Below are 23,000 nucleotides of genomic sequence, written 5' to 3' on the forward strand. Positions count from 1 at the left end.
TAAAGCGTGTATTTTTCTTAATATTTTAGCGGTATCTTCAACAAGAAAACGGTTCCAACATTTACTTCACTCTTGACTTCTATTGAAGCATTATATTTTTCAAGTAACATTTTAGAAATACTTAGCCCTAAGCCTGTACCGCCAATTTGACGATTTCTTGCTTCATCTACACGGTAAAAACGATCAAAAATATAGGGAAGGTTTTTTTCAGCTATTCCAATCCCATTATCTGTTATTTGAAATTCTACTTTTTCACCCTTCACAAAAAGGGAAATATTTACTTCCGGAACTTTTTCACAATAACGAATGGCATTTTCTACTATATTGCGAATTACTTGAGCAAGAGCATTCGGTGTTATAAAGACAGCCCCTATTTCGTCATTTTTCGACAGCGTAATAGTTGCATTCGGGTACAATTTCGCCATTTCACTTATGACACCTTCAATGACCGCGACCGGATTTGCTTCACTGGTGTCATCTTTCTCTTCACGTCGTGCGAGTTCAAGCAACTCTTCAATCATTTTTCGCATCCTAGTAATTTCCGTTAATGACGTATCTATCGATTCTTCTAGAATCACTGGATCATCCTTACCCCACCGCTTGAGTAGTGAGAGATGGCCTTCAATTGCTTGAATAGGTGTCCGCAGTTCGTGAGAAGCATCCGCAACAAATTGCTGCTGTTGAGCAAATGATATTTGTAGCTCATTCATCATTGCATTGTACATTTTCAATAAGTCACCAATTTCATCTTGTGATGAGTAGGATAGCTGTATTGGTTCATTAAAACCTTGGTCCATTACAGTTTTCATTGATGCACGCAATGCATGAAGTGGCTTCGTTAAATAATTCGCTAAATAATACCCAATGGAACCTGAAAGGAACAATGCGCCGACTCCTGCTATAAGCATGGCGGTCAATAAATAACGCATTAAGGATTCAAAACGTGTTAACGGATGAATCACTTGAATATATACTTGAAAAAAACCAAGCTTTATTGGCTCATTGACGACATATGCCTCTTTTTTATCAATGGTCATTTGCACAATTTTCTGCATGGGAGAAAGAGGTGCAGCTTTGGAGGCATTATTAATTCGCAAAATTTCAATACCATCATTATTATATAGTCTAACCGTTTGATCGCGATCAACTATCGATTTTAATAATCCTGTATTTTGCTGGATTTGTTGGATAGATATATTGGGTCCTTGTGATTCTAAAAATGAAGCGACATCATCTCTAGTTCGTTTCACTTTACTAACTTCATCATTTAGTAGCCAAGTATGCAGTGAAACATAGACGACGATACAAATTATAGCGTAGCTAATAAAAATGACCGCACTCGATGTCAACATCCACTTTCTTTGCAAAGAAAGATTGCTGAAATAGGCTTTTATTTTATTCATTCACGCATCACGTATCCTACCCCACGTACGGTTTCGATATAGGCATTTAAATCACCAGGTAGTTTTGTCCTTAGATGACGGATGTATACATCCACCACATTTGTCTCAATATCTGCATCATACCCCCAGACAGAAGTTAATATAAGCTCTCTTGTACATACGCGGTTTTTATGTTCTATTAATAACTTCAACAAATCATATTCGGTTTTTGTAAGATCAAGTCTTTGCCCTTGCACCAATACCTCATATGCATCAATATCGATTTCAATATCTCGAAAACGTAATGTATGACCCACCATTTTTTCATTAGGCTCCACACGGCGTAAAATGGTACGTATACGTGCCAGTAATTCTTCAATGGCAAAAGGCTTCACGATGTAATCATCGGCTCCTGCGTCTAAACCTGCAACTCGATCCATCACTGCATCTCTCGCAGTAAGTAAAATAATGGGTACTTGAGACTGCGTACGAACGCGGCGACAAATCTCAATTCCATTAATCCCCGGCAGCATGACATCTAATAATAGAACATCATAGTTTTCTGTTGTAGCAAGTGCAAGACCTTCCCGCCCATCAAAGGCTACGGTCACATCATAGCTTTCATGCTGTAACTCCAGTTCAACAAAACGAGCGATATGTTTTTCATCTTCTACCAATAGTATTTTTTTAGGCATCTAATCACCTTCTATTTCAATCTAATAACTTCTTTTCTAGCATAACATCATTTAAAAAGCCTGTACCACAAGTAAATACTCGTTTGTACAGACTTATTTTAAAGTGGTTAGTTATAAATAAATTGTTTTTCCCACTTTCCTTTGCTTTATATAATGCTTGGTCTGCTAAATCCATTAGCTCCTCTAATGTAGTTGCATGGTCTGGATAATAGGCAATTCCTATAGAGGCAGTAGGTGCAAAGAAATGATTTTCGATTGTCCAACCTTTTTTTAATTCATTGCGAATACGGTTAATGATATGCATCATTTGACCTTGCCTTGCTTCAGGTTTACGCGTTAAACCTGTTAAAATAATGATAAATTCGTCCCCACCCATTCGAATAACAAGATCGTGACTACGCACAGAGGTAATTAACACATTACCAAATTTGCGGATAAAATCATCCCCCATATCATGTCCGAATTGATCATTTACATCTTTAAAGTCATCTCCATCAATATATAACATGGCAATACAAGCGTTTTTGGCATGTGCGTCCATCAGTATTTTGGGAAATTCCTTTGTTAGATACCTTCGATTCGGTAGCTGCGTTAAACTATCATGATAAGCAAGATAAAGTAAATCATTTTCTCGTTCTTTACGATGGGTAATTTCACGTGAAACCATAATAATTTGTGAGATTGTTTCGCGTTCTGTATCATGAACGACCGTTACATTTCCTTCTGTCCAAACTGGTGTACCATCTTTCCCTTGAAGCAATAGCTCAAATTGTGTATCAGTCTTCTCTGTAAAATCATTTAGAAACGCTTGCCACGCTGGTTTACTTTGCTCATCAATAATATCACTGTAAAACTGGCCTTGTAATTCAACAATTGCGTAACCTAAATACATTCTGTAAGACGGTGAGGCATAAATAATGATACCATCTTCATTTAAGATGACAATTAAATCATTTGTATTTTCAGTAATTAATCGGAATGTCCGTTCAATATTTTTTAATTCCGTTAACATTCTTTTCTTGTCCGTAATATCATAGTTAATGGATAAATATTGCTCCACTTGGCCAAATTCATTTTTCAAGGGCACAATAGCAGCCTCTACCCAATAGTCTGCATGATATTTAGTGCGGTAGCACAGCTCACCTCGCCACACCTCTCCTAATGCCAGGGTTTCATTGATTGCTTGAAACACGCTTTTTTTATTATTACGGGGTTCAATAAGGTCATAAGGATGACCTAGCAATTCACTGGCTGTAAATCCCGAAGCATTTAAAAATAAATCATTTACTTCCACGATTTTTCCTTCGATATCTAAAATAGCAATGGAAGTGGCAGAATTTAAAGCTGCCTTGTACACTTCAAAGTATGGGATGTCGAACGCAATGCGTATGTTGTTCTGTGAATTGCGTAAAATCTTGCATGATTAAGAAAATAGCAAAGGAATTGTCTCCTTGCATTACTGGTGACATTGATACTAAATACATGCGCTCCTGTTGATCCAACGTATGTAATTTAATAAGCTTCTCTGCAATATTTTCCCCCATTGCTGCTCTTTGTAAATAGTCTTGTATTTTTTCTATTTCCTCTTTTGGAATGATGGGCAAATCGATAAATGGCTGATGTTTCACCATATCGTTATCCAAATCAAAATCTTCCATGAAGCTTGTATTTACTTCAAATATAGTACCTTCAGCAGATAAAATAACGGTTGAAAAAAAAGCGTGGTCAAAAATAGACCGCATAAATAAAAACTTATCTTCAACACTTCTGTCATATAAGATTTCTTTTGTAATAGCTAAAATATAGTATTCATTTCCGTCTTTAATCGGGCGGACAGATGTCTCATATTTTCGCACTTCCGATTCAACATAGGCATAATCGACGTAATCGACCTGCTGATGTTGAGCGATTGCTCGATGATAATTTTCTTGAATAATGACAAAATTCCGACTAGAAGTAACAGCAGATAGCATTTTTCCAATGGCGTTATTGGATAACAGTGCTTGGGCAGCTTGATTTAAGCGAATATATTGATAATCGTCTCCAACTCTTTTCATTAAATAGACGAAATCTTCTCCAATAAATAGTTGATTGAATAGTTTTTCGCTTAAAAGATATTCCATGATGTCACTCCCCATTATAAAGTCACATATATATATAAATTCGTTATAAATGTATTTATTTATAAAATAAAAATTACACTAGTATTATAACATATTTACAATCATTTAACTTTGTTGAATTACGAAAGATTCTATCCTTTTTCGAGTAAAATTTGATAATATTTCACTTTTCACAAGGCAAAACGATACTAAGGAAATACTTTTTTTCGTCATTTTTATGAAACATATAACTTTAATAGACTTTAAATCATATATAACAAAAGTAGGGAAATGATATCTTTCACCTTTTTTCTGAATTAACTGACAATTAAACTTAATTTTCGTTTAAAAGAGCAAAATGATTGCACCAAGCAGTAGACTTGTTATATTATATTAATAAAACTAGCCATTTTTCGGTATGGTCGCAAAATCAGTAAGACAGCGGGAGATTATGGATTTCATAGTTATAACGTCTAGTTCTTTGGGTTTTTAATTCCAGTACGAATTTTAGTTTTATTCTTTATGCTTTAACGGAATTGTTTTAACTACCCTTGCAAAGGAGGCGTTTCGTATGCTTAAACATCGAGACCTACATGAATGTACAGAGCTTTATGAGCTATTATCGCATCCATCTGTTTTTCCCTTCGTTCGCCAAAAGGCACAATCTGCGGACGAATACTGGTTTATGACCAAGCAACTAATCGAAGAAGAAGCGAGAGGGCTCGCTATCTCCAGGACAATAACTGATGATTGGGGTCAACCGATTGGCACCATTAGCATTCATGATGTGGAAGACGGTGCTGGCTTCCTCGGAACGTGGATAGGACTCCCCTATCAAGGGCAAGGTTACAACCAAAAAGCAAAAATGCTCTTCTTAAATGAATTATTTTTTGATTATAATTTCCATACGGTTTTCCTCCGTATACGAGTAGAAAATAGTAAATCACAGCGTGCCGCTTTAAAGTTGCCTTATGTTGTAAGTGCAAATGATAGTCACCCAACATTACTAGCACAAGTTAACAGCGGAGAAGCACAATTTAATCTATATAAAATACCACGTGACTTGTTCTATCTAACAACTGCCAATCAAACGCAAGAAGGCGAAGAACAAGCAATGTAATAACCAACAAAAAAAGCTATGTGCACTGTTTATTATAACAGTACACATAGCTTTTTATTTTTTATATTGCAATATTAACTTCGCCATTTCGTTTGGCGTTTTAGGTCTTTGCGTCTTTTCCATTGCTGGTATGATTTCTGATTTACGCGCTGTTAACGTATAAACTGATTTCATAAATGTTTCTTTTGTTAGTTCTTCCTCTTGTAAAACTTCAGCGTACCCTTGCTTTTTAAATAACTTTGCATTTAAAATTTGATCGCCACGACTTTTTTGTGCAGATAGAGGAATTAATAGCATTGGCTTATGCAGGGCTAAAAATTCAAATATAGAGTTAGACCCTGCACGAGAAACAACAAAATCTGCTGCATGCAGTAAATCCGGTAATTCCGTCGTAACATAGTCAAACTGTTTATAGCCTTTCATTGACTCTAAGCTGTCGTCTTTATTTCCTTTTCCACATAGATGTATTACTTGAAATGTTTGAAGTAGTTCAGGTAAATTATGGCGTAATGCATCATTTAACACAACCGAACCAAGACTTCCCCCCATCACTAAAAGAACAGGTTTTGACGCCGTAAAGCCACAGAAAGCAAGGCCTTTTGCTTTATTCCCATTAAATAATTCTTGACGAATAATGGAACCTGTACAAGTAGCCTTTTCCTTTGGCAAGTGCTGAAGCGTCTCTTCAAAAATAGTGAAGATATGCGAAGCAAATGGAAGTGCAATTTTATTAGCTAATCCGGGCGTTACATCGGATTCATGTATGACAACCGGTACGCCTGCCACTTTAGCTGCCATCACGACAGGTACAGAGACAAAACCACCTTTTGAAAAAATAACCTCTGGCTTTACTTTCTTTATAATGCGAAATGCTTGCATAATGCCAGCAAGTACTTTAAAAGGATCTGTAAAGTTTTTCATAGAGAAATAACGACGCAATTTCCCGCTAGCAATCCCATAGAATGGGACGTCAGGAAATGCCTCGCCAATTAATTCTTTTTCAATACCTTGCTCTGAACCAATATAGTGGACATCGTAACCTAGTTCAAGTAAAGAAGGTAATATCGCTTGATTAAGTGATACATGGCCTGCTGTCCCACCACCGGTTAAAATGATTGTTTGTTGTTTCACGTAAATTCTCCTATTCCTTAAAAGCCATTGTAGCAAACGCCACTTTTGTTTACAGTCTTTTATTTTACTATATGCGAAAGAAAAGATATAGATGAAGCTTTAATTTTTCATCATATGATGTTTACTATATGCTATACTAATTCATCATGCTTATAAAAGGAAGTTACTCACTATGTATAAAACGACAACGTTAAAACAAAAGTATTCACTCATTTTAAAAATCATTGTACCTATTCTAATTACCCAAGTAGCCATTTATCTCATTTCTTTTTTCGACATTTTAATGTCTAGCCGCTACGGTACTTCTGATTTGGCAGGAGTCTCCATTGGGTCGTCCATTTGGATGCCTATCTATACTGGGCTTTCAGGTATATTATTAGCAATAACACCGATTGTCTCCCAGCTTGTTGGCGCAAAGAAAGAACAATTAGCAAAACAAGCAGTGCAGCAAGGCTTATATGTCGCACTTGTACTTTCTGCATGTATTTTTATCATATTATTTATCGGGCTCGATTGGATACTGGGAAATATGCAATTAGACGCTGCTGTACATAACATTGCTAAATCTTATATTCATGCAATGTGCGCTGGTCTTATTCCACTCTTTTTATTTTTTGTTCTACGTTGTTTTATCGATGCGTTAGGTCAAACACGAGTAACCATGATTATTACACTGCTAGGAACACCTATTAATATTTTTTAAATTATATTTTCATTTTCGGAAAGTTCGGTGCACCTGAGCTTGGTGGTGTTGGTGCAGGTGTTGCAACAGCCATTACGTATTGGCTAATTTTCTTTATTACGGTTTGGATTATTGCTAAACGCGTGCCTTTTGAACACTTTACTATTTTCCGTGAATGACCAAAGTTACAATGGCTTAGCTGGAAAGAAATCTTAGTTATTGGTGTGCCAATCGGTATTTCCTTATTTGCGGAAACGAGTATTTTTTCTGCCGTCACAATGATGATGAGTAGCTTTAGCACAGAAATCATCGCTGCCCATCAAATCGCCATTAACTTTACGTCGTTGTTATATATGGTTCCTCTAAGTATTTCAATGGGTGTAACGATTTTAGTAGGTTTTGAAATTGGTGCGGGACGTTTACGTGATGCAAAAATCTATAGCTATTTATGCGTAGGTACAGCAATACTATTTAGTTTTTTCTCAGCTTGCATTCTCTACTTACTTCGCGAACAAATCGCTACAATGTATTCAAGCGATGAGCTAGTTTTAAAAAATGCGCAAGTCTTTTTAGTGTATGCTGCCATTTTCCAACTATCTGATTCTATTCAAGCACCTGTGCAAGGCGCATTACGAGGATACAAGGATGTGACCATCACATTTATCATGGCTATTATCTCGTATTGGATTATTGGATTGCCTACAGGTTATGTACTAGCTAACTATACTGATTTGGGTCCAGTTGGTTATTGGTTAGGGCTTGTAGCTGGTCTATCTGCAGGCGCTATTACCTTATTAATCCGTTTATTACGCGTACAAAGAAAATTTGCCCTATAATGAAAAAAGCGCAAAAATGGTGATTCAACATCAACATTTTTGCGTTTTGTTAGTTAAACAATAGATGCAAGCTCCTTATTAACGGAGTATGCCTGTACGAATAATCGTTACTTTCACTTTTGGTTCAATCGTAAGTGAAGCAAATTGCTCGCGCCAGTCTTCCTCGAAGAATTTGGGATGATAAGCGCGAATATAACGTCCTATCCCTAACGTGTCGGACTTCTGTTCTTGCAGTATTTTTATTACTTCCTCAAAATCAGCTTGTATTCTTTGTTGGAACATCTCCTCTATCGTTTTAAACGTCTCCTCTTTATACAAATGATCTTTTGAAAACTCTTCTATTTCTACGTCAATTTTAAAATCCATTGTTATTTTTTTCATTTCTTCATTGATGATCCATTTTCTTTTTAAATGGATTACCTCCCCAGTGACAGGTACATCCTCGTTATTGAGCTTGAGCATATATTGTATACGTGCATGTTGACTCGCTTTATCCATTAATAAAAGCATATAAAAGGATTGCTTAGGATCCAAAATTTTCCCAGTAAACACTTGCCCAGAAAACAATGCCACTCCTGCAGCTTCCGCGCTATGTTCTTCTTCATCCATTTTAATATAAGGGATGGCAATATCTTTGGCATTATCAAACAATGTCGATCCGATCATTTGTAAATTCAGTTTAGGGTAAATTGTATTTTTTTCTGTACTTTCAATAAAGCGTTGATAATAACCTCCTGCATTATCCGTTACTTCTTTTGTTAACTCAACAAAAGGTTTTACACTCCCCTCAGTCAATGCCACTTTAATAGAAATTGGATTTTGAGGATCACGAAAATAAATATCTAATAGGTCATATAAAGGTTCTTTTACCGTTTCAATTGAAATAAGCAATGTTGAAAGTTCAGACAAGTCAAGTGTTTGTTCAACCTTCAAATCGGCATTATTTCGTACATCACGTGGAGAAATACCTTTTGCTTCAATTAACATAATCTGACTTTGCTTATTAATTGTTTTCGGATAAGCATAATATCCTTTATATTCGCCCATTGTCCCTTCTATACCAGCAAGGGATACGACTGATGAATTTTTATATAAGCGTTCGTCCCAACAACCCGCAAGTAGTACAACTGACAGAACGATTATTGCTTTTCGATACACGTTTTCCCCCTCCATTTATTCCATAAAATGATGAGAATCGGTAAGAGAAAAGTGAAAATTAATATTATATAATGGAAGGAATTTTTCATTAATTCAATCACCTTAAACTTAACTAAAAAAATTGGCACAATCGCAAGCAATAGATGATAAAAAACGGTTGTCTTTTTAGTTCCTTTCTTACCTATTCCAAAATGGACGACCCTTATCGTTAAATTAAAAATTAATACTGTGATGATGGACCAGGATAACCAAATATATACAAAGAAAATATCTAGTCGCTTTACAAATGTAACTTCTTGAGATTTTAAAATATAGATAATTGGCTCTGGCACTAACTTAATCTCTTCGATAGTAAAAAACATTTGGGAAAACATAACGGAAATCAAATAAAAGACAAAAATGATGAGCTGATACATCAATATTTGCTTGCTTTTTAAAGTCAATTCCTTTTGTAAAAAAGGACGATAAATCAGATACATTTCCGCTCCCATAAATGCAAAAACACTATGAATAATGCCTTGAATTATTTCCTTATAATTATTAAATTCGAGCGGTAATAAGTTTGTCCATGTAAGATCTGGAACCGCAAGCATTAAAAAAATGATAAAAATAAATATAAGCGGAATAAACATAACACCAATATTAATAACGGTTTCTGGTCGACTTACATTACCGTATAACGACAGTGCTACAATGAAAACGATGATTATCCACTCGGGCGTTTGAGGCAAAACCCATGATGCTAAAACATACACCATATAGGCTAAAAATGTCGCTATCATTAAAAACCAATACACCTTATACACCCATTGAAAAAATGTATTCAAGTAAAAATATCGATAATACCGCTCAAAAAATAGTAATACTAAATAATGTAATGTGGTTGCTACGATAAATAGCACCCAGGCCTTATTTTTACTTTCGCTTATTAAAGGCGTCTGAAAGGAAATATAAATAATCCCTGTTTCAATGAAAAACATTAGTAAAAAAAATTGCCCTTTGGATAACGAAAAATTCAAGGTGTATCACCATTCTTTACACTGTCATCTTTCGGTGAACTAAAAGATGTCACTTGGACAGTAGGTTTAAAGAACGGTCCTCGCACGAACACTTTATAGATTTCTTTTGGTTGGAACGGCACAATTGGAGCAAAGTATGGCTGTTTTAAAGAGCTTAAATTAATAAGGTGAATTAACAATACCACTACACCAATAACAATGCCGAAAAAGCCAAATAGTGAGGCTAGTACCATAAATGGAAATCGTAATATACGGATAGAGGTGTTCAGCTCTACTGACGGTACAACATAGCTAGAAATTGCAGTTAAAGCGACGACAATTACCATTAAGTTCGACACTAATCCAGCACTTACAATGGCATCACCTATAACTAATCCTCCGACAATCCCTATGGTCTGCCCCACTGATTGAGGCAATCGAATACTAGATTCCCGTATAAGCTCCATTATAATTTCTAATATTAGCGCCTCTATTAATTACTGATAAGGGATTTCATTCACATCATTTTTCACCTGATTACTCAATTCTAATGGCAATACTTCAAAATGAAAACTGATAATTGCAATGTAAAATGCCGGCAAAAAAACAGCAGCAAAAAATGAAAATAACCGCACCATGCGATAAAAAGAGCCTACCAATACTCGACCATTATAATCGTCAGGCGATTGATAAAAAGAAAAAAACGTAACAGGTGCAATCAATGCTGTTGGAGAGATATTCGTTATCAACACCACTTTACCTTCAACTAAATTAGCAACAACCCGGTCAGGACGCTCCGTATTAAGCAATTGAGGAAAAGGCGACCATACGGAATCTTCTAACTCATCACTTAGTTGACCAACACTATAAAAATAATCTATGTTAATGCCATCGATACGCTTTTCAATTTCAGCTAACGTTTCTGCTTTAATGACTCCGTCAATGTAAAGATAATAAGCTTTTGTATTTGTCTCTTTGCCAATTGAAAAGGATTTTACGACCAGCGAAGGATTATGAATTCGTTTGCGTAATAAGGCTAAATTGGTTTCAACGCTTTCTACTAGTCCTTCATGTGATCCGCGCAGAACATGTTCATTATTCGGCTCATCAGGATTGCGGTGTACTTGATTGACAATCGTAAGTGAAAGCATTTCACCTGTATCAGGAATAATGATTAGCGTTTCACCATTACAAATATGTTCGATGGCTTGTGGTAACGAAAATGGCTTCAGAGTCGTCATTATCGTTTCACTCCAGAACGGCTTGTTTGTATCTAAACGTGCATAAATTGTATCGAGTAATTTTTGCGCTTCTTTTGCATCTACAAGCGAGGAATAAAAGCATAAAATAGCAGACGTTCCTTCTCGCCAGTCTACTTGTCTTACTGTAAAATCGGATGATTGATTAAATGCTTTTTGTAAGCTTTTCATCATTAATTCCACTTTATTCATAAAACGCCTCCTATACTTGGAAGTATAGGCAAAAATGGCTTATTTCAAACGGCAATGCCTTTGGATTATCCTGTTTTCTTCATTGTTTATAATTTTTTTACCTTAAAAAATAAAAAGACATCCAAATAAGCCTTGAAGACTTATTGGACATCCTATTTAAATACGTTGTTTCTATTAAATTTTCACAATATTACTTTTGGATAAACTGTTGCGTCCAGTAGTTACCTGACTTCACATACCCTACACCAATATGTGTATAATTAGCATTTAAAATATTGGCACGGTGACCCGGTGAATCCATCCAAGCTTGTACAACTTCTTGTGGAGAACGTTGACCTTGGGCGATATTTTCACCCGCACTCTTATAAGTGATGCCTAGCGCTTTCATACGATCAAATGGTGAACCAAATGTTGGGCTCGTATGTGAAAAATATTTCTTTGATTGCATGTCTTGAGATTTTTCTCGTGCTGCAGCCATCAGTTTATCATCTGTTTGTAGAGCCTTTAATCCTGCTTTCGTACGCTCAGCATTCGTTAATTTCACTACCTCTTGTTCAAAAGCATTCACATCCGATGTTGTTGTAGTCGGATTAGATGTAGTTGGTGGTGTTGTCGTTGTCGTATTTTGTTGATTTGTTGGTTTATTTGTTTGTTGATTTGTTTGCGTATCTTTTGACGGTGCAGTTGTATTTGGTTTAGTTACAACCCACTTGTGATTTGACCAATTATTATAATAGTAAACTTTACAGTTCGTTGTCTGATTTGCTGTGTTCCCTTCTGTAGTATTAGAAGCAGCAGAAGCCAATTGAATTGGAGCTGCTAAAAGAAATGATGCACAAATTGCAGTAAGTGTTTTTTTCATTTTGCAATTCCTCCTATCTGCAACCTATCGTAAAGTATGATTCTATAAAAAATCTTCCCAACATCTGCTAGCATGTCCAATAGAAAAGTAGTTTCCGTTAAACAGGGGTTTTTTTGTTATATTTTTTAGCAAGTTTCACCAACCTATGAAATACTTACGTTTTAAATAGGGTTGACAGTATTCAATTTTTGTTCGTATTTTGACTACGATTTTAATAGAATAGCACACTGGCCAATCACTAAAATTGCCTGTCGAAAATAAAAAGTGAGCAAAATCATTTTTTGGCTATGCCTATAAAAAAATCTGCTCGGCTCCACTGAATGACTTAAATCTTCAGAAAGAACACGGGCAGATGAAGTTTATTCTCTAAAGTAAAGCATGGTACACTAATTATTTAATCAATACCTATGACATGAACATGACCAATGTTTTCACCTATTAAAACAAGCTTTGCAGGCATTTTAATGAATTCTGGCAACCATTGTACCATTCCATAGGCATACTGAAACAGCATTGGATTTTTAACGCCTTCTATTGGAACGTAGCCTTTCATTCGGTACACCGTATCTGGTAAACCACGTACCCACTCTTCAATTTGCTCTTGTGTAAATTGAACACCTTCAAATTCAACTAAACGAGAGCCTAAATGCATGGAGGCTATCGGGGCTTTCACAATATGTTGCTTATCGATTTTAACAGTGGCAGATAAATTTTCTAGTAAATGGTACGGTACACGCCCATTTGTTGTTTGCAAAATAAATGCCAGAGGATTAAAACCTTGTAGCTCATAAACGACTTGCGCTTGCTCCGCCTCTGTTAATAAATCGGTTTTATTGGCTAGTAATAAATGCGCGTGACGAATTTGTTCCATAAACAATGTACGCACTTGCGGTGTTAATGTATCACGATGTAACCAAAGCTTCGAGTCCGCAACTGTAACAATCCCCTTGACATTTAACTGCTCAGCAAAGATAGGGGAATAGACAGCATCCAATGCTTCTACAGGGTGAGCCGCTCCAGTTGTTTCAATAATTAGAACGTCAAATTCACTATCTAATAGAAGAGACTGAATTTGAGCCTCTGTTTTTTCAGCTCCTGAACAACAAATACAGCCTTCTAGCATCTCTTTGAGCGGCACGTCCTCTTCTACAGCTTGAGAATCAAATGGTAGCTTGCCAAGTTCATTCATAATTACAGCCGGCTTTAACCCTTTTTCTTTTAGTTGTCGTATAACATCAGTCAGCATAGATGTCTTACCACTTCCAAGAAATCCACTAAATAAATATACATCCTTCACAATTCATTCCTCCTAAAGAAAAAGCTGTCGCATTGCCGTACGAGACGACTTCTGCGACAGCTACAGTGTTAGTTTGTTGTTCCCTCTGTTTGTTCTTTTACACCAGAGACAAGCTCTTTTGCTTTTAACAGTTGCGGATCTTCTGATTTCATTTTTTCACGTAACGCATCCATCAATGCGTAAGTTGTTTCGTTCGTTATAATGCCTGTTTCTTCAAGCTTATTATCAGCTTGCAATTTTTTCACAGCTCGTTCTGTATATTGGTCAAAGATACCGTCAGCTTTTCCAGGTTCATAACCTAGCACTTCTAACATTTCTTCAGCCACTTTGACAGAGTCTGACTGCAAGCCCTCTTTCATTTCAATCGTCGGGTCTAAAATTGGTAAAGAAGCATAAGCTGGATACGCTACTTTTACATCCGGTTCAATGCCTTTTTCATTAATCCAGTTACCATTTGGTGTTAACCATTTACCAGTTGTGAATTTTAAATTAGAACCATCCTTTAAAGGTGTAACATTTTGTACAGTTCCTTTACCGAACGATGTTTCACCAACAATTTTAGCACCTACAGATTCTTTTAAAGCACCTGCTAAAATTTCCGATGCCGATGCACTGCCATTATCCACTAGAACGGTTACAGGTACATTATATTTTTTCCCTGCGACAGCTTTTGTAATAACTGGCTCCTCGTCTTTTTGCTGCACTTGTACAATCGCTTTACCTTCTGGTACAAATAAATTTGAAATTTCAACCGCAGCATCTAAGTATCCACCTGGATTTTGGCGTAAATCAAGGACAATCCCTTTCATGCCTTTTCCTTCGTACTCAACAAGGATTTTCTCTAGCTCTTTTGCTGTTTCTTCATTAAATGATGTAATTTGGATATGTGCAATATCTCCATCTAGCATTTCACCATAAACCGTTTCAACAGGAATTTCATCGCGAATAATCGTCATTTGAATAGGTTCAGCATTTTCGCCACGTTTCACTGTAAGCTTTACAGGTGTACCCTTTTCGCCACGAATAAGTGCTACTGCTTCTGAAGCGCTAAAACCTTGAATGCTTTTACCATCTACTGTTAAAATAATATCTTTTGGTAATAACCCTGCTTTTTCAGCGGGTGAATTTTTAATAGGTGACACAACAGTAATAAAACCATTACGTTCTTGAATTTCAGCACCGATACCCTGGAAGCTTGAAGATAATCCCGAGTTAAATTTTTCTGCTTCATCCCTTACCATAAAATCAGAATAAGGATCTCCTAATGCATCAAACATGCCGTTAATGGCGCCATCCACTACTTTTTCATCATCGATATCTTTGTAATACTTGCCTTTAAGCATATCAAATGCTTCGTATAGTTTTGTAAATTCCGCACGTTCAATTGGGACTTTTACTTCTACCACTTTCTTTTCACCGAAAGTTAACGCAAAAATGGTTAAGCCCGCGGTAATTAAGATTGTAAAGAACATCAGCATAATAAACTTAAACGGCTTCATCTGAATAAATTGACCTGCAGGTTTTACCTCTACTTGTTGTATTTGCTCTTGCTGTTGTTCCAAACCATCTTTTTTCTGTTCATCCATCTTGATTGTCACCACTCTCATATACACTAACTTGTTGTCACACTATTACCATCTTAACAGGTTATAGAGGAGACGAAAAGAAAAAGAGTGTCAAAATTTCATGACAGCTCTTGTCCCCCTACTAACTTCATAAAATTGTACATTAATAAGCTACTTTTTTAGATTCCATACGCTTGCTATTAATAGCACAATGGTCTAAAAAACTTCCTATTTTACAATTTTTCATGAAAATGTGCCTCAGATACCTTCTGAGGCACTGCCCTTAGCTGCTAAGTTTCAAGTATATAATAGTACTGCCTTTCTATTTTACTCATTTCCTAAAAGCAGTCAACTAAAATACTCATATAATTAGCTGATGAGCCATTATGCATCGATAATGTATGTCAGTTGCGCTAATTTAGCAGCCTTTATTTTATTTTCTGCACTTTTAGCAGCACTAATGCCTGTAAAAGTCCCTGTTTTCACTCGAAACTTAGACCCCTCCTGTTCAATATAAGCAACCCAGCCAAAACGTTTTCTCATCACATCTAACACACTTATTGCTGCGTTTCGTGTACTATATGTTCCTGTAATAATTCGATACTTCGATAACTCGGTAGGTGGTTTTTCGGGCTTTGGCGTATCATTGCTTGTTACCATTTGCAAAAAATTAGTCCATGAGATTTTCCCTGCACGCATATTTCTAGGACAGTTTTTGCCACTAAAATAATGGTGTTGCACGACATTTTCGATAGCTATATTTTCATCATTCATTATTTTTGCTATTAAACTCGCCGCATTTTTTACTGCCTTATTATAATCTCCATCGCTATTAACACATATTTCAACTTGAATGCCTTGTGTATTGCCTATATACGTTCCAGCTCCCCAGCATTCCCAATAATGTTCAAAAGATTGTATACTTGATCATCGACTTGCCAATGCCAACTAGCATTTCTACTATTACCGTTTATTTGGAGTCGAGCATGGGCATCTGCATCTGCACCAACGCTTGTATTGTCTGTTTCATGAACAACAATATATTTTTTTGCATTGTTTTTGCCATTTGTAATTTTTGCAGCTTGAGTCGCAGCGACTAATTTTTGACGTATTGATACCACGCGATTCCCCCCTTCCAAAAGTAGATTCGTTTTCGCTTTCTAAAATGACGTATTTATTGTAGTGTTACTTTCCTTAAATAGAGTGTATAGACTATCGTGCTTTCTTTTATAGTATGTGTTCGCACTCATTTTGTTTGTGTTTTTATATACTCTCATTTACAAAACTACAAGACTTTCGTTATGCTAATTGTAGTGATTACGTGCTTCAATAAGAATATTAGTAGATTGTGGAGAAAGCTTAAAATAGCGGATTTTATTTTCGGTTGCCAAAGAATGCAAAGGACAAGGACAGCATCCACATTGGCAATCCAATTCAAAAAACTGATATTAGTATTTAGTGGAGACGCGTGAAATATTTAAAACAATTTACATAACGTATATACAACAAAATGGATTGGAGGAGGACAAAGTGGAGACTTGGTCTATCTGACATGGGGAAACGTAAAGTCCAATGCCATCATATGGACACTATCACATAAAATCACACTAATAGATTTAGCTAAAGTTTGAAAAAGTGAAAAAGAAATGATTTGGAGGGAATGACATTGTTAAAAATATTACGTATATTATTTTCAATAGTGGGCATATGTTTGGCATTGTATGGCTTCATTACAAAAGACTATAAGTTTCAAGCATATATGATACTATTTTTAGGCTTAATGATGTTAATAATGGGTATACAAGAATTTCAACACCAAAAGAAATTTACAGGTTGGTTATTAATCATCATATGTCTTTTTTCTTTTTTTGTAGCTATTCAAAGTTTTACTTTACTTTGATAACCGTTTTTTATAAAAAGATATTGTCACTATATAAATAGTAGTTCTATTGGTTTGTTATTAGAACTTATTTTAGTTACTACTTGCATTTCCACAATTATTTTCTTCACCACGAAAAACAAATATATTTCCTATTTAGCATCGGCACCTATATTTTATTTTATGTCACAATGGTTTTATCAAAGTACCCATTTATTATTCATCATTATAGCAATGACGGTACAAGCCTTTGTTATTGTATGTATTCAGAAGAAGCAAATTAGTCAGGATGCAAGTTTAAAGAGCGAAACACTTTAATTATGATTCTATGAATTAGGACTTATGCCATTTACATTAAGTGTAATCGGCTAAGTCCTTTTGTTTAAGCATCAAAACAGTAGAATAGTGATTGGAGGTATATAAGTGATTTTGAAAATGCTGAACTTTATTATTGGAATATTGATAATATTTATTGGGTCTATTTTCATAAATATAACCGTCTATAATGAAACAATGAAAACAATGACTTATAAAGGTTTTGGCTTTTTCATGATGATTGTTGGTATTTTATATCTCAAAAACTTCGCAAAAATGGGAAAGCAATAAATAACTCAAAAGGATTGCACTAATGGTCATTTACACACACCAGATAAATGCATTTAATTTTCAGAATTTTTTCTGTGCCTGTCACTCCCAGTTTCCCAGGTTAAACCTTTATATCATACTTGACAACTTGGTTTAATAACCGTATTATCAACTTCATATATTAGTTAGAGGTGATCTGGTGAATTTTCAAAATCAAGTAGCACAATTACATACACTTTTCGATGAAATTGTAGCAAATCGTCGTTATATGCATATGCATCCTGAATTATCATTTGAAGAAGACAATACAGCCATTTTTATTGCTGAGACTTTAAAAGCATATGGTATCTCATTCCGCGAACGAGTTGGTAAAAAAGGAATCGTCGCTAGCATTGATGGCGCATTACCAGGAAAAACAATCGCGTTCCGTGCCGATTTCGATGCTCTTCCAATCAATGATGAAAAGGACGTGCCCTATAAATCCACTGTACCTGGCGTTATGCACGCATGTGGACATGATGGACACACCGCTGCACTACTTGCATTCGCTAAAATCGTGCAACAAAATAAAGAGCAATTAAAGGGCTCTATTCGTTTAATTTTCCAACCTGCGGAAGAAAAACCACCAGGTGGCGCAAAATTTATGATAGAAGATGGCGCACTTGATGGTGTGGATTATGTATTTGGCGCTCATTTAGCGTCGGACTTACCTTTAGGAAAACTTTCAACTGCCGCTGGTCCAATTATGGCCTCTGTTGACGCATTTACGATTAAATTATTCGGGAAAGGTGGACATGGAGCCTATCCACATACAACGAAGGACTCAATCATCGCAGCGACTCAGCTTATTCAAAACTTCCAGCAAATTGTTAGCCGCCGAGTAAATCCAACTGAGGCTGCAGTTGTCACTGTTGGTAGTTTACACGCAGGAAATGCATTTAATGTTATTGCAGATACTGCTACCTTAGAAGGTACTGTTCGTACATTAAATCAAAATGTACGTGACCAGATTGAAAAAGAGATTTTCGCTATTTTAGAAGGCTTAAAAGTTTCAAATTATGTAGACTATGAAATCGATTATTTAAAAGGCTATCCAGTGTTAATTAATACAGAAGAAGAATCTGTAGTAGTGGAACAATTAATAAAAGAGCACTTTACAGCAGAAGCGTTTGATATGAAAACGCCCGTATTAGGCGCGGAAGACTTCGCCTATTACTTACAACATGTACCTGGAAACTTTATTCACGTCGGCTCTGCGAATGAACAGGCAACTACACAATTCCCTCACCACCATCCGAAATTTGATTTTGATGAACGGGCATTGTTAAATATCGCGACAATATTTTTAAAAATTGTTGATTATTACGGTAAAGTCGAATAAAAAATGAAACGGATTTGAAGAATTAAATTTTCAAATCCGTTTTTTCGTTTGCAGAGGGGAAAAATGTAAGCGGAAAATGCTAAATTGCAAAAAGGGACAAATCCGAAAACTAATGACTTTTACGGATTTGTCCTTTTACTACTTTGAATTATGTGGGTCCAGTGCATCTCGCAATGCATCCCCGATATAGTTAATGGCTAACACTGTCAATAATATGAAAATACCTGGTGGAATCCAAAGCCACGGTTGATCCGTTAAAATCGAAATCGACTGGGCATTAGACAGCATATTTCCCCAGCTTGCATCTGGTGGCTGTACACCTAAGCCTAGAAAGCTTAATGCTGCTTCATCTAATATTGCCCCTGCAACGCCAGATGTTGCATAAATCAAAATTGGTGCAACTGTATTCGGTAAAATATGCTTAAACAAAATACGTGGCGTACTATATCCTAATGCAATACTCGCTTTCACATAGTCTGATTGCTTAATCGCTAAGACATTTCCGCGCACAAGTCGAGCAATACCATGCCAACCTAATACCCCTAAAATTAAAATGATATTCGTTAACCCATGCCCTACAATACTTGCTACAACTAAAATAAACAAAATATATGGAAATGACATAAACATATCTGTAATACGCATTACAATGCCATCTATCATGCCACCAAAATACCCAGAAATTAAACCTAACACCGTACCGATAATCGCAGAAATTGCCACAGCTCCGATACCTACAGCTAGCGAAACACGTGCTGCATAAATAACTCGACTCAACACGTCTCGTCCCACTTGATCAGTTCCTAGTAAGTGCTGCAAAGAAGGTGGTGCACTAAATTCACCAGTAATTTCAGCAGGGTCAAATGGAGCAAAAATCGGCGCAAGAATGGCTACCATCGTTACAATCGCTAAAAACCAAAGTCCCATTACAGCTAATTTGTGCCGTTTGAATCGTTTCCAAAACATGCCCTTCGTATTCCATATAGCAGAATCTTCACGCCAAGTGACCGTTTGCTCTGTATCATATTGTTTTTTATTAAAATATCGCTTAAATATACTCATCGTTTGCCACCCCCAACATAGCTTTTACGAATACGTGGGTCGACAAATGCGTATACAATATCCGTTAAAATATTGGCAGCTATTACGACGAAAGCTGCAACGAGGTTTAATCCCATAATCGTTGAGTAATCTCGACTCATAATGGATGAAAGTGTAAGCTGACCGATTCCCGGCCAAGAGAAAATTTGTTCGATGACAACTGCCCCACCAAATAAAATCGAAACCTCTAAACCGACAATTGTGACAATTGGAATTAAAGCATTTCGCAACGCATGTTTATTCACGACAAAAAATTCCTTCACACCTTTTGCACGAGCCGTACGCAAAAAGTCTTGTCCCATAATTTCAAGCATACCCGAGCGCACATAACGAATGTTCCGCCCAGCAACGTTTGCGACAAGCACCGTCACTGGTAAAATCATATGCCATATAAGTGAGCCAAGGCTTCCTTCAGAACCTAATTCTTTCATACCGCCTGAAGGCAACCAGTTTAATTGAATCGAGAAAATATAAACTAATAATAAAGCGAAAAAGAAATTTGGTATGGAAATCCCTAAAAATGAACCCGTTACAAATGTATAATCAAGTTTTGAATATTGCTTCGTCGCACTATAAATGCCAATTGGAATCGCAATCATTAACCCTAATACTAAAGCTGTTCCCATTAAAATAACGGTCGGACCCATGCGGCTGGCAATTAACTCTGTTACGGGCTCATACGTAATCATCGAATAGCCTAAATCGCCATTTAACACTAAGTTTTTTAACCAATGCCAATATTGAATGTAGGCTGGGTCATTAAGCCCTAATTCTATCATTTTAGCCTCTCTAGCCGCATCTGGTAGCTTGGGGCTTACAAGCATATCAACAGGATTACCTGGTGCCATTCGCATAATAATGAAGTTAATAACCGATACACCAAATAGCACGGGGATGGCGATTAATAATCGTCTTAAAATATAGCCTATCATGCATCTATCCCCTTTTCACGCTGAATAATACTTCGTTTCGTCGGATCTGGCTTTGGATAAGCACTTAATAATTTTTTTGTATAGTCATGTTGAGGGTTTAAGAAAATTTGCTCTGTCGTACCCATCTCCACAATTTTGCCTGCATACATTACAGCTATTCGATCACTAATATATTTCATTGCACCTAAACCGTGCGCAATAAATAAATACGTTAAGCCCAATTCATCTTGAAGCTGTTTAAACAAATTTAAAATTTGCGCTTGAATCGATACATCTAATGCAGATACAGGTTCATCACAAATTAATAATCTAGGTCTTACAGCTAATGCCCGAGCAATGCCTACACGTTGGCGTTGACCACCAGAAAACTCATGTGGGTACCGTCCCTTGGCCGTCGCTGGAAGCCCCACTAACGCAAGTAATCGCTCTACTTCCTGTTGTATTTCATGCGTGGGGACAATTTTATGTACGCGTAGTGGTTCTGCAAGTAATGATCCGATTGTTTGTCTTGGATTTAGTGAAGAATAGGGATCTTGGAAAACAATCTGAATTTGTTGACTTAGACTTACGCGACCTGTTCGATAATCCATTTGTTGACCATCAAATAAAATACTGCCACCTGTTTTCGGTTCTAGACCGATAATTGTTCGCCCTAATGTTGATTTTCCACAGCCTGATTCTCCTACAAGCCCAACTGTTTCACCTTCATAGATTTCGAATGAAACACCATCTACTGCTTTTACATAATCGGTTTTTAAATTCATAAACCCCGTTTTATATGGATAGTAAGTTTTAACATCTTCTAATACAAGTAACGGAGAGTTATTTCGTTCAGCTTTGATTGTCATGACTACTCTCCTCCTTGTGCAATACCTTTTGCCATTCGAAGCATCTCGTTTTATGGCCACTATCGACTTCAATTAATGGTGGTTGTTGTTTTTTACATTGCGCTGTTGCAAAAGTGCAACGATTTGCAAAACGACAACCTACAATATTTTGGTACCGTCCCGGTATCGTCCCTGGTATTGCCTTCAATTGTTTACCGTCAAAATCCATGGATGGAATAGAATCCATTAGGCCTAGTGTATACGGGTGTAATGGTCGCTCAAATAATGTAAAAACATCAGCTTCTTCGACAACTTGCCCTGCATACATAACGATGACACGATCTGCCATTTCTGCAACAACACCTAAATCATGGGTAATAAGTAAGACAGCTGTTTGTAACTCCGTACATAAATCATTCATTACGCGCATAATTTGCGCTTGTACCGTGACATCAAGTGCTGTTGTTGGTTCATCCGCAATTAATAGTTTTGGTTTACATACTAAGGCGATGGCAATCATGACACGTTGACGCATTCCACCTGATAATGAAAATGGGAATTGCTTCATCACACGTGTAGCATTAGGAATACCCACTTTATCTAACATATTTTGCGCAATTGCTTTTGCTTCCTTTTTATCGACATCTGTATGGAGTAAAATGGTCTCTACTAGCTGATGACCAATTGTAAAAACAGGATTTAAGGCGGTCATTGGCTCTTGGAAAATCATTGAAACTTCATTCCCACGTAACGGTTGAAACTCTTTATCAGAAAGTGCTGTTAAGTTTTTACCTTCTAAATTAATCTCACCTTGCACAATTGAACCGCGCTTCCCTAATAGACGCATAATAGAAAGTGCCGTTACGCTCTTCCCGCTTCCCGACTCTCCTACAATCGCCAATGTTTCGCCTTTTTTCACATCAAAGCTTACATCGTCGACACTGACTACTTTTCCATATTCAGTTTCGAAAGCCGTTTTCAGCTGTTTTACGCTCAGCAAACTCTCCATATAAACA

Annotated in this window: 19 protein-coding genes and 2 pseudogenes; 4 read left to right on the plus strand and 17 right to left on the minus strand. The window is 36.5% G+C overall.

The annotated features are described in order from the left end of the window. Window positions 1-17: 17 nt before the first annotated feature. Genes LO754_RS11690 through LO754_RS11705 form a run of 4 tightly spaced genes read right to left on the minus strand, consistent with a single transcriptional unit; the run spans window position 18 to window position 4,200 of the window. Complete coding sequence (locus LO754_RS11690) at window positions 18-1,403, minus strand: sensor histidine kinase (protein WP_025219557.1); 1,386 nt, start codon at window positions 1,401-1,403, stop codon at window positions 18-20. Beyond that, on the minus strand, window positions 1,400-2,077 hold the full coding sequence (locus tag LO754_RS11695; protein WP_024361633.1) for a response regulator transcription factor: 678 nt from the start codon (window positions 2,075-2,077) through the stop codon (window positions 1,400-1,402). Before LO754_RS11695 ends, LO754_RS11690 begins: the two co-directional genes overlap by 4 nt. A 16-nt stretch (window positions 2,078-2,093) precedes the next feature. Then, window positions 2,094-3,434, minus strand: a complete 1,341-nt coding sequence (locus tag LO754_RS11700) for a diguanylate cyclase domain-containing protein (protein WP_231784376.1) — start codon at window positions 3,432-3,434, stop codon at window positions 2,094-2,096. A gap of 1 nt (window position 3,435) precedes the next feature. Continuing rightward, window positions 3,436-4,200, minus strand: a complete 765-nt coding sequence (locus LO754_RS11705) for a PAS domain-containing protein (protein WP_231784377.1) — start codon at window positions 4,198-4,200, stop codon at window positions 3,436-3,438. Between the two features lie 550 nt (window positions 4,201-4,750). Here LO754_RS11705 and LO754_RS11710 point away from each other — a divergent pair. Further along, entirely contained in the window at window positions 4,751-5,299 is a 549-nt protein-coding gene (locus tag LO754_RS11710; RefSeq protein WP_024361631.1) for a GNAT family N-acetyltransferase, read from the plus strand. A gap of 54 nt (window positions 5,300-5,353) precedes the next feature. On the opposite strand, the gene murG is transcribed toward LO754_RS11710, so the two are convergent. Further along, window positions 5,354-6,430: an undecaprenyldiphospho-muramoylpentapeptide beta-N-acetylglucosaminyltransferase gene (gene murG / locus LO754_RS11715; protein WP_108030304.1), complete on the minus strand. Its 1,077-nt coding sequence runs from the start codon at window positions 6,428-6,430 to the stop codon at window positions 5,354-5,356. A gap of 172 nt (window positions 6,431-6,602) precedes the next feature. On the opposite strand from murG, the pseudogene LO754_RS11720 reads away from it, so the two are divergent. Further along, window positions 6,603-7,948, plus strand: a pseudogene (locus LO754_RS11720) (MATE family efflux transporter). Window positions 7,949-8,026: 78 nt separating this feature from the next. Here the strand turns inward: LO754_RS11720 and LO754_RS11725 are convergent. The 8 genes and pseudogenes from LO754_RS11725 to LO754_RS11760 form a co-directional block, all read right to left on the minus strand. Next, complete coding sequence (locus tag LO754_RS11725) at window positions 8,027-9,106, minus strand: Ger(x)C family spore germination protein (RefSeq protein ID WP_024361628.1); 1,080 nt, start codon at window positions 9,104-9,106, stop codon at window positions 8,027-8,029. Beyond that, window positions 9,088-10,125 (minus strand): GerAB/ArcD/ProY family transporter, encoded by a 1,038-nt coding sequence (locus LO754_RS11730; protein WP_024361627.1) that lies wholly within the window; start codon window positions 10,123-10,125, stop codon window positions 9,088-9,090. The genes LO754_RS11725 and LO754_RS11730 overlap by 19 nt, the downstream gene beginning before the upstream one ends. Further along, a pseudogene (locus LO754_RS11735) lies at window positions 10,122-11,555 on the minus strand (spore germination protein). The gene LO754_RS11730 and the pseudogene LO754_RS11735 overlap by 4 nt, the downstream one beginning before the upstream one ends. A gap of 190 nt (window positions 11,556-11,745) precedes the next feature. Beyond that, the gene (locus LO754_RS11740) at window positions 11,746-12,417 is read right to left on the minus strand and encodes a CAP domain-containing protein (RefSeq protein WP_231784379.1); all 672 of its coding nucleotides are present in this window, start codon (window positions 12,415-12,417) and stop codon (window positions 11,746-11,748) included. Between the two features lie 394 nt (window positions 12,418-12,811). After that, window positions 12,812-13,714, minus strand: a complete 903-nt coding sequence (locus tag LO754_RS11745; RefSeq protein ID WP_231784380.1) for a CobW family GTP-binding protein — start codon at window positions 13,712-13,714, stop codon at window positions 12,812-12,814. A gap of 68 nt (window positions 13,715-13,782) precedes the next feature. Further along, window positions 13,783-15,300 carry a lmo1851 family serine protease gene (locus tag LO754_RS11750; RefSeq protein ID WP_024361623.1) on the minus strand — a complete coding sequence of 506 codons (1,518 nt, stop codon included), beginning with the start codon at window positions 15,298-15,300 and terminating at the stop codon, window positions 13,783-13,785. 363 nt (window positions 15,301-15,663) lie between these two features. Beyond that, complete coding sequence (locus tag LO754_RS11755) at window positions 15,664-16,200, minus strand: N-acetylmuramoyl-L-alanine amidase (RefSeq protein ID WP_435892069.1); 537 nt, start codon at window positions 16,198-16,200, stop codon at window positions 15,664-15,666. Then, on the minus strand, window positions 16,149-16,400 hold the full coding sequence (locus tag LO754_RS11760; protein WP_231784381.1) for a hypothetical protein: 252 nt from the start codon (window positions 16,398-16,400) through the stop codon (window positions 16,149-16,151). The genes LO754_RS11755 and LO754_RS11760 overlap by 52 nt, the downstream gene beginning before the upstream one ends. A gap of 638 nt (window positions 16,401-17,038) precedes the next feature. Between LO754_RS11760 and LO754_RS11765 the strand changes: the two genes are divergently transcribed. Together LO754_RS11765 and LO754_RS11770 are read left to right on the plus strand one after the other, a co-directional pair. Beyond that, on the plus strand, window positions 17,039-17,179 hold the full coding sequence (locus LO754_RS11765; protein WP_227665460.1) for a DUF3953 domain-containing protein: 141 nt from the start codon (window positions 17,039-17,041) through the stop codon (window positions 17,177-17,179). 763 nt (window positions 17,180-17,942) lie between these two features. After that, window positions 17,943-19,124 (plus strand): M20 metallopeptidase family protein, encoded by a 1,182-nt coding sequence (locus LO754_RS11770; RefSeq protein ID WP_024361617.1) that lies wholly within the window; start codon window positions 17,943-17,945, stop codon window positions 19,122-19,124. 138 nt (window positions 19,125-19,262) lie between these two features. Here the strand turns inward: LO754_RS11770 and opp4C are convergent, their stop codons facing one another. Genes opp4C through LO754_RS11790 form a run of 4 tightly spaced genes read right to left on the minus strand, consistent with a single transcriptional unit; the run spans window position 19,263 to window position 22,993 of the window. Beyond that, window positions 19,263-20,186 (minus strand): oligopeptide ABC transporter permease, encoded by a 924-nt coding sequence (opp4C, locus tag LO754_RS11775; RefSeq protein ID WP_231784382.1) that lies wholly within the window; start codon window positions 20,184-20,186, stop codon window positions 19,263-19,265. Beyond that, window positions 20,183-21,157: an ABC transporter permease gene (locus tag LO754_RS11780; RefSeq protein ID WP_229386717.1), complete on the minus strand. Its 975-nt coding sequence runs from the start codon at window positions 21,155-21,157 to the stop codon at window positions 20,183-20,185. The genes opp4C and LO754_RS11780 overlap by 4 nt, the downstream gene beginning before the upstream one ends. Further along, entirely contained in the window at window positions 21,154-22,005 is an 852-nt protein-coding gene (locus LO754_RS11785) for an ATP-binding cassette domain-containing protein (protein WP_305068866.1), read from the minus strand. Before LO754_RS11785 ends, LO754_RS11780 begins: the two co-directional genes overlap by 4 nt. Beyond that, window positions 21,989-22,993: an ABC transporter ATP-binding protein gene (locus LO754_RS11790; RefSeq protein ID WP_229386718.1), complete on the minus strand. Its 1,005-nt coding sequence runs from the start codon at window positions 22,991-22,993 to the stop codon at window positions 21,989-21,991. Before LO754_RS11790 ends, LO754_RS11785 begins: the two co-directional genes overlap by 17 nt. Window positions 22,994-23,000: the final 7 nt, after the last annotated feature.

The organism is Lysinibacillus sp. GJ-1 (assembly GCF_021166035.1).
Taxonomy (GTDB): Bacteria; Bacillota; Bacilli; order Bacillales_A; family Planococcaceae; genus Lysinibacillus; species Lysinibacillus sphaericus.

Coding starts and splice junctions, on each gene's coding strand:
- LO754_RS11705 (WP_231784377.1), bottom strand. CDS start 4,200: ATGGAATATCTTTTAAGCGAAAAACTATTCAATCAACTATTTATTGGA.
- LO754_RS11690 (WP_025219557.1), bottom strand. CDS start 1,403: ATGAATAAAATAAAAGCCTATTTCAGCAATCTTTCTTTGCAAAGAAAG.
- LO754_RS11765 (WP_227665460.1), top strand. CDS start 17,039: ATGATACTATTTTTAGGCTTAATGATGTTAATAATGGGTATACAAGAA.
- LO754_RS11710 (WP_024361631.1), top strand. CDS start 4,751: ATGCTTAAACATCGAGACCTACATGAATGTACAGAGCTTTATGAGCTA.
- LO754_RS11790 (WP_229386718.1), bottom strand. CDS start 22,993: ATGGAGAGTTTGCTGAGCGTAAAACAGCTGAAAACGGCTTTCGAAACT.
- LO754_RS11750 (WP_024361623.1), bottom strand. CDS start 15,300: ATGGATGAACAGAAAAAAGATGGTTTGGAACAACAGCAAGAGCAAATA.
- LO754_RS11695 (WP_024361633.1), bottom strand. CDS start 2,077: ATGCCTAAAAAAATACTATTGGTAGAAGATGAAAAACATATCGCTCGT.
- opp4C (WP_231784382.1), bottom strand. CDS start 20,186: ATGAGTATATTTAAGCGATATTTTAATAAAAAACAATATGATACAGAG.
- LO754_RS11780 (WP_229386717.1), bottom strand. CDS start 21,157: ATGATAGGCTATATTTTAAGACGATTATTAATCGCCATCCCCGTGCTA.
- LO754_RS11785 (WP_305068866.1), bottom strand. CDS start 22,005: ATGACAATCAAAGCTGAACGAAATAACTCTCCGTTACTTGTATTAGAA.
- LO754_RS11740 (WP_231784379.1), bottom strand. CDS start 12,417: ATGAAAAAAACACTTACTGCAATTTGTGCATCATTTCTTTTAGCAGCT.